At 58.9% G+C, this 13,133-nt stretch carries 10 protein-coding genes; 6 read left to right on the forward strand and 4 right to left on the reverse strand.

Going from position 1 to position 13,133, the window contains the following annotated elements; all coding sequences use genetic code 11:
- The first annotated feature begins 13 nt into the window (after window positions 1–13).
- The gene (locus AC2CHD_RS07685; protein WP_229448175.1) at window positions 14–343 is read left to right on the forward strand and encodes an L-rhamnose mutarotase; all 330 of its coding nucleotides are present in this window, start codon (window positions 14–16) and stop codon (window positions 341–343) included.
- A 129-nt stretch (window positions 344–472) separates the two neighbouring features.
- Window positions 473–1,984 (forward strand): UxaA family hydrolase, encoded by a 1,512-nt coding sequence (locus tag AC2CHD_RS07690; protein WP_484553165.1) that lies wholly within the window; start codon window positions 473–475, stop codon window positions 1,982–1,984.
- Between the two features lie 196 nt (window positions 1,985–2,180).
- On the opposite strand, the gene AC2CHD_RS07695 is transcribed toward AC2CHD_RS07690, so the two are convergent.
- Window positions 2,181–3,215, reverse strand: coding sequence for an aldo/keto reductase (locus tag AC2CHD_RS07695; RefSeq protein WP_484553242.1), 1,035 nt, complete (start codon window positions 3,213–3,215; stop codon window positions 2,181–2,183).
- Between the two features lie 144 nt (window positions 3,216–3,359).
- Between AC2CHD_RS07695 and AC2CHD_RS07700 the strand changes: the two genes are divergently transcribed.
- Window positions 3,360–4,106 carry an SDR family NAD(P)-dependent oxidoreductase gene (locus tag AC2CHD_RS07700; RefSeq protein ID WP_484553166.1) on the forward strand — a complete coding sequence of 249 codons (747 nt, stop codon included), beginning with the start codon at window positions 3,360–3,362 and terminating at the stop codon, window positions 4,104–4,106.
- Window positions 4,107–4,121: 15 nt separating this feature from the next.
- Entirely contained in the window at window positions 4,122–4,961 is an 840-nt protein-coding gene (locus AC2CHD_RS07705; RefSeq protein WP_229448168.1) for a fumarylacetoacetate hydrolase family protein, read from the forward strand.
- Window positions 4,962–5,012: 51 nt separating this feature from the next.
- On the opposite strand, the gene AC2CHD_RS07710 is transcribed toward AC2CHD_RS07705, so the two are convergent.
- Window positions 5,013–5,267, reverse strand: a complete 255-nt coding sequence (locus AC2CHD_RS07710; RefSeq protein WP_229448167.1) for a phosphopantetheine-binding protein — start codon at window positions 5,265–5,267, stop codon at window positions 5,013–5,015.
- Between the two features lie 126 nt (window positions 5,268–5,393).
- Entirely contained in the window at window positions 5,394–6,872 is a 1,479-nt protein-coding gene (locus AC2CHD_RS07715; RefSeq protein ID WP_484553243.1) for an FAD/NAD(P)-binding protein, read from the reverse strand.
- A gap of 191 nt (window positions 6,873–7,063) precedes the next feature.
- On the opposite strand from AC2CHD_RS07715, the gene AC2CHD_RS07720 reads away from it, so the two are divergent.
- A complete protein-coding gene (locus tag AC2CHD_RS07720) occupies window positions 7,064–11,113 on the forward strand; it encodes a non-ribosomal peptide synthetase (protein WP_484553167.1) in 4,050 nt (1,349 codons plus the stop codon).
- A gap of 68 nt (window positions 11,114–11,181) precedes the next feature.
- Here AC2CHD_RS07720 and AC2CHD_RS07725 read toward each other — a convergent pair whose 3' ends face one another.
- Window positions 11,182–11,904 carry a 4'-phosphopantetheinyl transferase family protein gene (locus AC2CHD_RS07725; protein ID WP_484553168.1) on the reverse strand — a complete coding sequence of 241 codons (723 nt, stop codon included), beginning with the start codon at window positions 11,902–11,904 and terminating at the stop codon, window positions 11,182–11,184.
- A 107-nt stretch (window positions 11,905–12,011) separates the two neighbouring features.
- Here AC2CHD_RS07725 and fabD point away from each other — a divergent pair, with 107 nt between their 5' ends.
- On the forward strand, window positions 12,012–12,857 hold the full coding sequence (gene fabD, locus AC2CHD_RS07730) for an ACP S-malonyltransferase (RefSeq protein ID WP_484553244.1): 846 nt from the start codon (window positions 12,012–12,014) through the stop codon (window positions 12,855–12,857).
- Window positions 12,858–13,133 lie beyond the last annotated feature (276 nt).

Consider the following 13,133-nt stretch of genomic DNA (forward strand, 5'->3'; position numbering starts at 1 on the left):
CGAGGATATCGGCATGCAGAGAATGGCCCATTGCATCGGCCTGAAGCCGGATGCGATCGAGATTTACAAGCGCGTTCATTCAGAGGTCTGGCCGGAAGTGCTCGAGTTGATCAGCCAGGCCAACATCCGCAATTACTCGATTTTCCTGCGCGAACCTGAAAACCTGCTGTTTGCCTATTGGGAATACCACGGCACCGATTTCGCCGCAGACGCAGCACGAATGGCCGCGGCCCCGGCCATGCAGAAGTGGTGGGAATTGTGTGACCCAATGCAGGAACCGCTCGCAAGCCGGGCGACCCACGAGTGGTGGGCCCGCATGGAAGAGGTGTTTCACCACCCTTAATATGTCCCGGTTGATATCCTTACCCCAAGAAATCGCGTCAGGCCTTGCGCGCTCTTGTATTATTATATTAGTATACTCATCTCTTCATATTCTGGATGATCCATCCGGCCCCTCACGCAGAGTTGGATAATGAAACGTTTCATAAAGCTATCCGATGCCGACAACATTGTTCTGGCGCTGGAACCGCTAAAGCCCGGCGAAACCCTTGTGGGGGTCGAAGCCATGGCCAGGGTCCCTCGCGGACACAAGATGGCGGTTCGGAAAATCCGCAAGGATGATCCGATTGTGAAGTATGGCCAAACGATCGGCTTCGCGCGCGAAGACATTGCAGCCGGTGACTGGGTCCATGAACACAATGTCTATGTCCGCGCATTCGAACGCGACTATGCTTTTGGAACGAGCGCTCACCCGACGGAGTTTATCGCCGAGGATCAGCGCGCGGTCTTCCAGGGCTACAAAAGGGCCAACGGCAAGGTAGGCACTCGCAACTATATTGCCACGCTCACCTCAGTGAACTGCTCGGCGAGCGTCGCTCGGTTCATCGCTGAAGAGATCAACCGGTCGGGTGTCCTCAACGATTATCCCAATGTTGATGGCGTCATTTCACTGGTTCACGGCACCGGCTGCGGAATCGATGTGAAGGGCCCGGCCTATGATGTGCTGAAACGAACCCAATGGGGGTTTGCCACCAACCCCAATGTGGGCGGGGTTCTGATGGTGGGCCTGGGCTGTGAAGCCTTCCAGATTCCGCGCTGGATGAAATCCTACGACATCCAGGAAAGCGGCACCTTCCGCACCATGACAATCCAGGAGACTGGCGGCACGAAGAAAACCGTCGAGGCGGGCGTTCAGGCGATTCTCGACATGCTGCCTACAGTTAACGCTGCCGAACGCACGCCTCAGCCGGCCTCCGAACTCATCCTCGCGCTCCAATGCGGCGGCTCTGACGGATATTCCGGCATCAGCGCCAACCCGGCCCTGGGGGCTGCGGTGGATCTGCTTGTTGCCCAGGGCGGCACGGCAATTCTGTCGGAGACCCCGGAAATCTATGGTGCAGAGCACCTTCTGACACTCCGTGCTGAAACGCGAGAAGTGGGAGAGAAGCTCATTGAGCGAATCCGCTGGTGGGAGGAGTATACCGCCCGGCACGAAATGGAAATGAACAACAACCCCTCTCCGGGCAACAAGCTTGGGGGGCTGACGACGATCCTTGAGAAATCGCTTGGCGCGGCTGCCAAAGGGGGCAGCACCAATCTCAGAGCGGTGCTCGAATATGCCCAGCCGGTACGCGAACATGGTCTGATTTTCATGGACACTCCCGGCTATGATCCCGTTTCGGCCACGGGGCAGGTTGCGGGAGGGGCAAATGTCCTGTGCTTCACGACCGGGCGCGGCTCGGCGTTCGGCTGCAAACCGACCCCTTCGATCAAACTCGCCTCCAATTCCTTCATCTTCGAGCAGATGAACGACGACATGGACATCAATTGCGGGGACGTTCTTGAAGGTGTGTCACTGGCCGAGAAAGGTCAGGAAATCTTCAACGAAATCCTCCGCGTTGCTTCCGGTGGCAGGACGAAATCGGAAGAACTTGGCTATGGCGACAATGAATTTGTGCCATGGAGCCTCGGAGCCACGATGTAGTCAGGTATTGTGCCGGTCTGCGGCAAGGCCTCTCGGAACCGCCGGCGCTCTGATCACGGTGACAAATGCCGCCGGGAAAGATTGGACAGTGCCGATCTCGACCGGCCAACGGCTCGATCCCACGTGCCGGCTTGTAACCGGCACGTGAGAGAATGATGCGAGGGACGTTGACAGGGCCCATGAGGGCTGCACGACCCTATACCAGCTCCTTTTCAGCGAGCGCCTGCCAGAGTTCATCGGGGATCGGCTGCTCAAACCAGCCGACGTTCTGACGGACCCGGTCGGGGTGCTTGGCCCCGATCAACACCGAGGTCACGGCCTCGTGTCGGCAAGGAAACTGAATCGCTGCTGCGGCAAGCGGTACATCGAAGGAAAGACAAACCTTTTCCAGTTCTTCGACCTTGCGGATGACGGATTCGGGCGCATCCTGATAGTCAAACTTGCTCCGCCCCCCATGCCGAGCGGCGAGAATCCCCGAATTGAACACCCCGCCAATCATGATGCTCATTCCGTCACTGACCGCCCGCTGCATCAGCGCGTTCGCATTTTGCTCGAGCAGGGTGTGGCGGCCAGCAAGCAGCGTGCAATCGAGCTGGACTTCATCCATAGCCTCCAGCACGATCTCCGCTTCGTTGACACCGAGCCCAAAGCCTTTGATGATTCCAGCATCGCGCAGCTCGGACAAAGCGCGGAAACCACCTCCGTCGGTCAGGTCAGCCCAGTGGGCCTCAGCGACCTCACCATGGGTGACTTTTCCGATATCGTGGACAAACAGGATATCCACTCCGCCGCGGCCGAGCCGCTGAAGACTATCATCGAAACTCCGCATGATCGCGTCATATGAGTAGTCGAAAACCTCAGTGAAGGGCAGCCCATTGCGCCACCCCGAATCCAGGCGGTTCTTCTCCCGAACAGGCGGCAATTCACGGCCCGGACGTTGCTGCACCATAAGACGCCCCACCTTGGTGCTGATCGCGACGTCATCGGAAGCCGCTTGCTCGCGCAGGAAATGTCCAAGCATATGCTCGGAGCGTCCGCGTCCATACATCGGCGCAACATCAAAATAGCGAAGCCCCAGATCCCAGGCCGCCTGAAGGGTGGCAAGGCATGTCGACGCGTCGACCGGCGCATAAAGGCCACCCAGCGACGCGCACCCCATGCCCAGTCTGGTCACTTCAAGGCCGGTTTGCCCCACCTTCCGTCTTTCAGTTGCTTTCACAAAGTCCTCCATCCCTGAACGCCGGCCGGCAAGAACCAAGCCTTGCTCCATCTGTTACACTAATATAATGAATGCGTTCAAGGGGCATATTTTCACATGCGCCCGGTCGGCGCAGTGCTGCCGCCCCTCGACCAATGCATCGGAGGAAACCAGTGAATGAACAAGATTGATCTAAACGGCGAGCATGCCGTCGTTACCGGCGGGGCTCAGGGTCTGGGCTTCGCCATGGCCCGCCGCTTCGTAGCGTCCGGTGCCACGGTCACGCTGTGGGATATCGATGAGACACTGCTTCAAACGGCACGTGAGGAACTCGGTGATGCAGCGACGGTACAGACAGCCGATGTGGCCGACTGGACGTCCGTAAAGGCAGCATGCGCGGCCACCGAAAAGGAAAGCGGCAAGATCTCTATTCTTGTCAATTCTGCAGGCATTGCAGGTCCTGCTGCTCCGCTCGACACTTACGATATCGATGCCTGGAAGAAGGTGATCGACATCAATGTGAACGGCACATTTCATGTGAACCGCGCCGTGATACCGGGCATGAAGGCGCGCAACTATGGCAGGATCGTCAACATTGCCTCGGTGGCCGGCAAGGAGGGCAACCCCAACGCGGCCGCCTACTCGGCATCCAAGGCTGCGGTGATGGGCCTGACAAAATCGCTCGGCAAGGAACTCGCCGAGTACAATATCGCGGTGAACTGCATCACGCCGGCCACCGCCCAGACACGGATTCTGGAACAGCTGACAGCAGAGCATATCGAATACATGCGTTCACGCATTCCACGCGGCCGCCTGCTCGAGGTGGACGAGGCAGCGGCGATGGTCGCGTGGCTCGTTTCCCGCGAGAACAGCTTCACCACCGCCGCAACCTTTGACCTTTCTGGCGGACGAACCACCTACTGATTTTGGAGAGCAACATTGAAACTACTGCGTTACGGACCTGTGGGGCAGGAGCGCCCGGGCATTCTCGACAGTGAAGGCAAGATCCGCGATCTCTCCGGCATCGTTGATGATTTGGAGGGCAAGTGGCTGGCGGACCTTTCCTGGACCGAAAGCCTCGATCCCTCTACCCTCCCCCTAGTGGAAGGCACACCGCGCCTCGGCCCCTGTGTTGCAGGCACGGGAAAATTCATTTGCATCGGGTTGAACTTTGCCGACCACGCAGCCGAGTCCGGCATGGAGGTCCCGCCCGAGCCGGTAATTTTCATGAAGGCCACATCAGCGATCATTGGCCCCAATGATGACGTCGTCATTCCCCGCGGCTCCACCGCCACTGATTGGGAAGTCGAACTCGGGATCGTGATCGGCAAGCCCGCCAAGCATGTCTCCCAGAAGGAGGCGCTCGACCATGTCGCCGGCTATTGCGTGATCAACGACGTTTCCGAGCGCGACTTTCAGACAAAGCGTTCAGGCCAGTGGACCAAAGGAAAATCCTGCGACACGTTCGGCCCGGTCGGGCCATGGCTCGTGACGCGTGACGACATCTCCGATCCACAAAACCTCAAAATGTGGCTCAAGGTGAATGGTGAGACGATGCAGAACGGATCATCTGCCACCATGGTCTATGGCGTCGCTCATGTGGTGAGCTATCTGTCGGACTTCATGACACTTCATCCGGGCGACATCATCTCGACCGGTACGCCGCCGGGGGTAGGCCAGGGCATGAAACCACCTCGCTACCTGAAGGCCGGAGATGTGGTGGAACTCGGCATTGAAGGTCTTGGTGAGCAGCGCCAGGATGTGCGCTCCGAAGGGTAATCGAAGCCAAGACCACTAAGGGCCGCCATAAGCGGCCCTTTTTGCGTGCCATCACCCGATCGGGGTGCGAGAGGCTACGATCTTTGCCAAATCCTTGAAAGAAGAGCTGAAAATGTCGGCCAGTGCAGGCCTTGTTCCCGTGACCCCCTCGATCTTGCGAGCGAGCATTGGTGCAAGCAGGGAATCACCACCCAACGCAAGAAAATGATCTTCCGGGCCAACGTCTTCCGCCCTAAGCAGCGCAGCCGCGATGTCGAGTATCCGGCGCAGCGCTTCGGCCTCATCTATGGCGGTGGCTCCGGTCATGGTCTTCTCCCTTGTTGGCTCACCCCTGCCGCAGGCTGACAAGGTCGAGCGCGCATCTGCACAAATGCTTAAACCGGGTTTTCGAAGCGCAGCTCGCACTTCAAGTCTATGCAGCGCCTCGGTCGCTCACGCACCCGCATCTGCCCTTTCCCGCTCATGTCCTTTTTCGTCCATCATCCGAATGCTGTGCCTGAATTCAGCACTACTCAGTATGGGTTTGACCGGCTTCATAACCCGATCAACATGCAGCTCGGCATCAGCAGTGAAAAGATCACCGCCAATGGCTGACACGAGCTGCGGAATACCATGGCCAAATCCGCTGACCTCGGCAGGGTTGCGGCCGTTGCTCAGCATCGCGCCGGCAGTGAAGAGGTGAATGTCTTTGACAAAACTGTCTTCACCCTCCCTCTTTGCGGTGAAAGCGAAGCCAGGTGTCAGATAAGGATAGCGCGCAAGTTCCTCATTCCGCTCATGCTCCGGAGCGCGGTAGCGATCGCTCCACAGTGCGATCCTCTCAGCAATGTCTGCGAGTTCCGGGCGTTGGGCGAGGTCGACCCGGTAGCCTGTACCGGCAATAACAAAGTCAAAGGAGAGACCAGTAGAACGACCGTTTACGCTCACGGCCACCGACCCACCGTCGAAACAAAGCACAGGATCGCGCGCGCCCAGGTGGAGATGAAAATTCTTGAATCGGGTGGCACGGCGAACGGTATCGGGAACCGGCCCCTGCGCCCTGCGGCAGAACCTGTTCATGATATGCCATTTCTTGTCATCCGGAAGCAGCCGGAAATGTTCGACCGAGCCAGGATAATAAAGAACCCGCATACGCGAGAACCGCTCCAGATCTTCGTGACGGCAGAACAGGTGTACTGAATCTGCCCCTTCCTCCAGTGCGGAAGCAGCTGCATCGAAGGCCGACGAGGCAGCGCCGAAAACTGCTACGCGCCGGCCCCTTAAAGCCGAAAAGTCGATAGCTGCATCAGAGTGGGCGTAGAAATCTTGAGGCAACGCATCTTTCACAAATGCCGGCATCTTCACGCCGCCGCTTCCGGGAAAACCGGTGGCGAGCACCAATTTGCGACAAGTCTCGACCCGCTGCGTTCCAGCGGCCTCCAAACAAAGCCGCAATCCTTCCGGCACGGGCTCAATTCTCTGAAGCCGGTGTTCATAACGAACTTCTACGCCCGTGATAGCCCGAAACCAGTCCAGATAATCGGCCCAGTCGAGACGGGGGATTGCTTGAAGGTTTTCGTAGGCCACGTCTCCGAAGCGGGCGGAGTACCAGGCGCGGAAGCTCAACTCGGGTATATCCAGTTCGGGGCCGGGAAGCTGTTTGGGTGAACGCAGCGTCTTCATGCGGGCGGTGGTGCGCCAGATACCCTCTGACCCGCGCTGGGCTGCATCGATCACACTGACCCGCGCGATACCCGCTCTCCTGAGTGCAAAAGCAATCGCGACCCCGGACTGTCCGCCCCCCACGATCACGACATCGTGGTCCGTACCCTTGTGTACAGGAACCCAATTTTCAGGGAACCCGCCCCGCAAGGCTATAGCCTGAGCAGCCACCTCGTCATGAGCGGCGGCTCCACTCGCAGAGGGAGCCATCAGAGTCTGCGCGGTACGGTCATCTACTCCCTCTGGCACTCCTCGCTCCTCCCCAATCGCGATGTCGTCTGGCTGTCCATAAGCTTGCAGCTATAATTACACTAATATATTAGTACATAGCAAGCCTCATCCATCGAAGCTACAACGCGGTAGCCGGGTGGACCATGGAGGAAACAGGGGAGGAGCGGTGCATGGCGAAGGAGATAGAAAACACGGCGGAAGAGGCGCAGGAAAGCTTCCTTCTGGAAGGAATTCAGCAGGCCTACTGGGTTGGCCAATCCGGCGCGCTCGAGCTCGGCATTCCGGCACGCTACTATGTCGAGGTTGATCTTGCCTGCCATGACCACCACGCTGTTGAGCGAGCGTTGAATGCGCTGATCGAGCGTCACGAAATGCTCCGCGCAATCATCTCCGAGAACGGCGAACAGCATATTCTTCAGGACGTTCCGACCTATCGTCTGGATTGCACAAGTCTCGAAAACTGCAGCCCTGCGGAAACGGAAACCCGCCTCCGTAAGCTTCGTGAGAGCATGAAGATGCAGGAACTGGCATCAGACAGCTGGCCACAGTTTGATATTCGCGCCACCAAGCAAGAGAACGGCCTGCGCCTGCACCTTTCCATCGCATTGTGGATGATGGACGGATGGAGCTTTCACATCCTGATCCAGGAGCTTGCTGCGCTTACCGCTGATCCGTCTGCCTCCTTGCCGCCTTTGGAAATGCGGTTCTCGGACTATCTCAAGGACCGGCACGGAGAGGAGGCCGTCTCAAGACGACAGGAGGCATGGTCTTACTGGCGAGCGCGTCTTGACACTTTTCCAGGACCGCCCTCCCTCCCCCTCAGCCCCCGGCTCGAACAAGGTCAGCGTCCGAGCTTTCGTCATCTTGTCCACAAACTCCCTGCCCATCTTTGGGACAGGATCACACGCATCGCGACCTCGCGGCGCATCACGCCGAGCCTACTGGCCTGCGCCGCCTATACCGAAGTGCTTTCACGGTTTTCCGGAAGCCGTCATTTCGCGGTCACCTTGCTTTATTCCGGCCGTTTCCAGCACCTTCCGCAGGCCGAACGCGTGTTCGGCAATTTCGGCACAACCATACCGCTTGAAGTCGATGCAGCGGCCGACAAGTCCTTCATGGAACGAGCCCGCGCTCTCCAGATGCAGTTTTGGCACGACAGCGAGCACATTGAGGTAAGCGGCATCGACGTGACGCGTGCTCTGCAACAGCGCTCCGGAAGCGGTGCGAGCATCGGCATCCCTGTCACATTCACCGCGGTGAATGCACCTGCGGACACTCTCACCGGCGCACACCCCGCAAAGGTCCACCATGAAACCGCGCGCCTCGAAGTGCCTCAGGTTCACCTGGATCATCAATTGCACTTCGAACCAGATGGAACGGCAGTGTTCAACTGGGACTACGTCGTTGAAATGTTTCCGGCAGGTTTTATCGAAACCGTCAGTGAGGCCCATTTTGAGCTGATCAGCGCTCTTGCCGGCGATGAGGCATGCTGGGACCTTCCCGATCCAACCGCCGGCACATCTCGTGACCCGGACCCTGCCACCTCCATATCTCCCGAGGCGCCTCAACGTCTGGAAGCAATGTTCGACCGGCAGGCGATAGCAGCGCCCGACCGGACAGCAATCATTTCACCCGCAGGCAGCATCACCTATGCAAAGCTTCGCGAGAAGGCACTGGCCCTTTCCGCCGAGCTCGTCCACCGCGGGGTCGCGCCCGGCATGCTGGTGGCCGTAACGCTTCGCAAGGGTTGGGAACAGGTAGCCGCAGTACTCGGCATCCTGTACGCAGGTGCCGCCTATGTGCCGGTGGATCCGGATCTACCGGATGAGAGGCGCGCCCTTCTTCTGAAAAGCAGCGGTGCGCGCCATGCCGTAACCAGTGAGGCACTCTATACCGAACTCGATTGGCCGGAGACTGTCGAACCCATCAGGATTGACCGCCTGCCCGTGCATCAGAAAAACGTGCGGCAGCCTTCCGGCAAAGCAACGGATTTGGCCTATGTGATCTTTACCTCGGGTTCGACCGGCACACCGAAAGGCGTGATGATCGATCACCGAGGAGCTTGGAACACGATCGCCGATCTCAACCAACGCTTCGCTCTCACGCCACGAGACAAAGTTCTCGCCCTCTCGTCGCTCAGCTTTGATCTTTCCGTATATGATATCTTCGGCACTCTCGCCGCCGGGGCCACCATTGTCATGCCGGCCCCGGATTCCTTGCGCGACCCTGCGCACTGGCGCGCACTTGTGTGCGCCCATCAGGTGTCGGTCTGGAACTCTGTTCCCGCCCTGATGCAGCTGGCCGTTGAAGGCACCACCGGGCCTGTTCTGGAACCGCTCCGCCTCGTCATGCTCAGCGGGGATTGGATTCCGCTCACGCTCCCAGACCAGGTTCGGATCGCTGCACCTTGCTCGCAAATCCACAGCCTCGGCGGGGCAACGGAGGCGTCGATCTGGTCTGTGCTCTATCCGATCGACCGCATCGAACCTGAATGGCGTTCCATCCCTTATGGCCACGCCATGAAAAACCAGTCGATCCACGTTCTGGATGAAAATCTGCAGCTATCTCCTCCCTGGGTACCAGGAGAACTTTACATTGGCGGCATCGGCGTGGCGTTAGGCTATCTGAATGACAGGACCAAGACCGAGGCCAGCTTCATCCGCCATCCGAGAACCGGCGAGCGTCTCTACAGAACCGGCGACCTTGGCCGCTACCTTTCCGACGGCGAAATCGAGTTTCTGGGACGCGCGGATTTTCAAGTGAAGATCCAGGGCTACCGTGTGGAATGCGCGGAGGTGGAGGCTGCATTGCTCTCGGACCCGGAAATAAACGGCGCGATCGTTTCCGCAGCGAGCGACAGTCGAGGAACCCGTCACCTGGTGGCATACATTGTGCCGACGGACGGCAGATCTGAGCCTGACATTCCCTCCCTGAGCGTTCGGCTGCGTGCAACTCTGCCTGCCTATATGGTGCCCACCTATTTCAAAATTCTGGAAAAACTGCCGTTGAGCGACAATGGCAAGGTCGTTCGCTCTGCCCTTCCAGCACCCGATTTCGGCGCATCGATGCAAGAGACCCGCGCGTATGACCCACCACGCGAGGGAGCGGAGGCTGAGATAGCGGCGATGTGGCGCGACGTGCTCGACAATACCGGCCCGATCGGCCGAGATGACAACTTCTTCACACTCGGTGGCTCCTCCTTTGCCGGAATGCGCCTTATGGCGCGTATGGAGAAGCGGTTTGGAAAACCGGTATCCTTCGCGATGCTTGCAAGTCACCCCACCATCGCTGGGCTCTCGCAAGCGATAAGCGCAGACGACCGAGGCCAGACCGAAGCGCTGCTGGTGACGATCAGAAAAGGGGACCCGGACGAGACACCGCTGTTCTGCATCCATCCGATCGGCGGGAACGTTATGTGCTATCTCGCGCTTGCACGCTCCATGCCGGATGAACGGCCGATCTACGGCCTGCGCGCGCCGGGGCTTTCCTCGCGCTCTGAGACGCCGCTTTGCTCGATCCCGAAGATGGCTGACCACTATCTGGCAGAAATCAGAAAAATTCAGCCGCACGGTCCTTATCACCTTGCCGGCTGGTCGCTTGGCGGACTTGTGGCGCAGGAGATGGCGCGCGTCCTTCTCAGTCAGGGCGCAACCTTGGGGACGGTGGCGATGATTGACAGCGCTGTTCCACGCGCAAAGCCCAGCGGTCCAGGCGATCAAAGGCGCTTTCTCCATTTCGCAAGAGACATCGAGGCAATTGCCGGCGTCGGCCCCAATGACTGGAGCGAAGAACAAATTTCCCTTCCTTTGAACGAAAGGATGAAACTTCTTGCGGCGCGGCTGGAAACGGCAGGGGTGCCGATCGAGGCATCCGGTCTTGACGATATTTACCGCGTTTTCGACGCTGGGAGCACGGCTCTCGAAGACCACGTTCCATCTACGATGGCGTCGCGGCTCCTGCTTTTTGCTGCCGCCCGGCGACCAGACCTTGAGCGCGTCAAACAGGAATGGCGCGCACTGGCGCCTGAAATAGAGATTATTGATCTGGACGCTGATCACTATTCGATCATGCAGCCGCCCAATAGCGAAACCATAGGGCTGCAACTGTGTAACGACATGGCGCGGATCGACTGCGGCAAGAGGCCTCCGGGCGAAATGAAGGCCCCAAAGCCTCGGCCTAAGGACGGAAGAGCTTCGGGCATAACAGTCGGAAGCCGGTAATGAACCGGCAGGACCCACGCAGCACCTTGCTTCCGCCGTCCGATCAGCGGACCCTGCGCTCTTGCGCATCAGGCTTGGACAAGCGAAGTCTCAATTGGACGCACTGTAAGCGATCCGCCAGGGGCGGATGCTGCCACAGCAGCAACATGCTCGCCTGTGAGCGTCAGCAGGCGAAAGCTCCAATGGTCGGTGCCATCCCCAATTTCGGGGTCGAACAGGGCCGCAGGTGGCGATCCAGCAAGGTCAAAACGAACACTGCTCATCGGCAACGAGAGACCCACGCCCCGCGCCTTGAGATAGGATTCCTTGAGCGTCCAGTACTTAAGAAAAGCCTCGCGGTACGCAGCGCCAGAAAGCCCCGCCAATTGCGTTTTCTCCGAAGAAGCCAGGACCGTTTCCGACAGTTCCTCGATACCGGTCTGCCGGTCGCGCCGTTCCACATCCACGCCAATTTCGCGAAACGATCCAATGGCGCAGGCCACAAGCCCATCCGTATGGGAGAGGTTGAAGAACAAGCCATCCACCCCGCAAGCATCAGCGATATAAGGGCGGCCATACGCATTCTCGCAAAAACGCCAGTCCGTGGGCTGGAGAGCGCGGTAACGGGACAGACACTGCCGCACGAGAGCGCGACCCGCGAGGAACTGTATACGGGCGCCATCAGCCCTGAAAGCGTGGTAGCGCGACATCTCGGTTTCGTCGAGAAGTGCAAGCGCAGTCCCCTGGGATGGCAGGTCAAAACCCTCGAGAGGCGCCCACCAGACATCAACAACATTCGATGCAGGATTCAAGGCACCTTCTGCTTTCCGCTCGTGACGCACCGCTTGCGCTGGAAACCGTGCGTCATCCCGCAAATCTCTCCCCTCTGACACAAGAGAACCCGCGCATGCTCGTATTCATGTTCCCAGGACAAGGATCACAATTCCCCGGAATGGGCAAGGAACTGTTCGACATGAGCCGGATCTTCGGCGCGCTTGAAAGCCGAATAGACCAGATCGCCGGCTTTTCCGTTCGCGATACCTGTCTGAATGCAGATGAGAGCACGCTCCAGCGCACCGAGATCACACAGCCCTGCCTCTATATCGTGAACGCCCTCACCCTTGAACAAACACTGGCGGCGGGGCGACGCCCGGACTGCTTTATTGGTCACAGCCTTGGCGAATACAACGCTCTTCAGGCCGCCGGGGCCTTCGACCTGCTCACCGGTTTGCGCATGGTGACCCGGCGCGGACAATTGATGGCGGAGCAGAGTGAAGGCGGGATGATGGCTGTCATCGGGCTCGATGAGAAAGCGGTGAGCCGGCGCCTCGAGGCGTTCCCGGACGCTCAGATCGCCAATGTGAACGCGCCGGATCAGATCGTCATCTCAGGTGCGGTTGCAGCGCTTGAGGAAGCATCGGAGCGATTGATCGAAGCTGGGGCCATGGCCTGTATCCCGTTGGCTGTGGGAGCTGCTTTCCACTCCCGCTTCATGGAACCGGTCACTGCCGCTTTAACGCAGTTCCTGCGTGATATTCCCTTTCGCGCCCTGCGCGTTGAGGTGATATCGAATGTGACCGCGCTTCCCTATCCGAAAGAACCGGACCAGGAAATTCGCTCGCTTCTTGTGCGCCAACTTGCCTCCCGAGTGCTGTTCGCGCCCGCAATTGCCCGCCTGAAGGCCAGAACCGGCGTTGAGTTCATCGAAGTCGGCCCCGGCAATGTGCTGACCCGTTTGGTGGAGAAAATTCCAGGGCGGCCGTGAAACCGCCCCATCGACACCAAACACCCGTCGAAAACTCGGCTTTCACATGGAAGGGGAGGAAGGGATAGTCACGGCATGCGCCGCCTTCGCGATGCGTGTGTTCGGAATCATTTGTCTTGCAGCTGCCCCTGGGCGTGGAGGCATGGAGGATCGAGCACAAGGTGAGCAATTCACTGTTGCACGTGGTTGAATGAAGCTGGCGTGAGGCTACCCAGGGGGGCTGGATCGCTTCGGGGTGATGCGAAGCGTTTGGGTAAGTGAGTGCTTATATGAGAG

Source organism: Nitratireductor sp. ATLC21 (assembly GCF_057196525.1).

Bases quoted from the DNA above. Each gene is read 5' to 3' on its own strand.
- AC2CHD_RS07700 (WP_484553166.1), top strand. From the start codon at position 3,360: ATGAACAAGATTGATCTAAACGGCGAGCATGCCGTCGTTACCGGCGGG.
- AC2CHD_RS07715 (WP_484553243.1), bottom strand. From the start codon at position 6,872: ATGGCTCCCTCTGCGAGTGGAGCCGCCGCTCATGACGAGGTGGCTGCT.
- fabD (WP_484553244.1), top strand. From the start codon at position 12,012: ATGTTCCCAGGACAAGGATCACAATTCCCCGGAATGGGCAAGGAACTG.
- AC2CHD_RS07685 (WP_229448175.1), top strand. From the start codon at position 14: ATGCAGAGAATGGCCCATTGCATCGGCCTGAAGCCGGATGCGATCGAG.
- AC2CHD_RS07720 (WP_484553167.1), top strand. From the start codon at position 7,064: ATGGCGAAGGAGATAGAAAACACGGCGGAAGAGGCGCAGGAAAGCTTC.
- AC2CHD_RS07710 (WP_229448167.1), bottom strand. From the start codon at position 5,267: ATGACCGGAGCCACCGCCATAGATGAGGCCGAAGCGCTGCGCCGGATA.
- AC2CHD_RS07690 (WP_484553165.1), top strand. From the start codon at position 473: ATGAAACGTTTCATAAAGCTATCCGATGCCGACAACATTGTTCTGGCG.
- AC2CHD_RS07695 (WP_484553242.1), bottom strand. From the start codon at position 3,215: ATGGAGGACTTTGTGAAAGCAACTGAAAGACGGAAGGTGGGGCAAACC.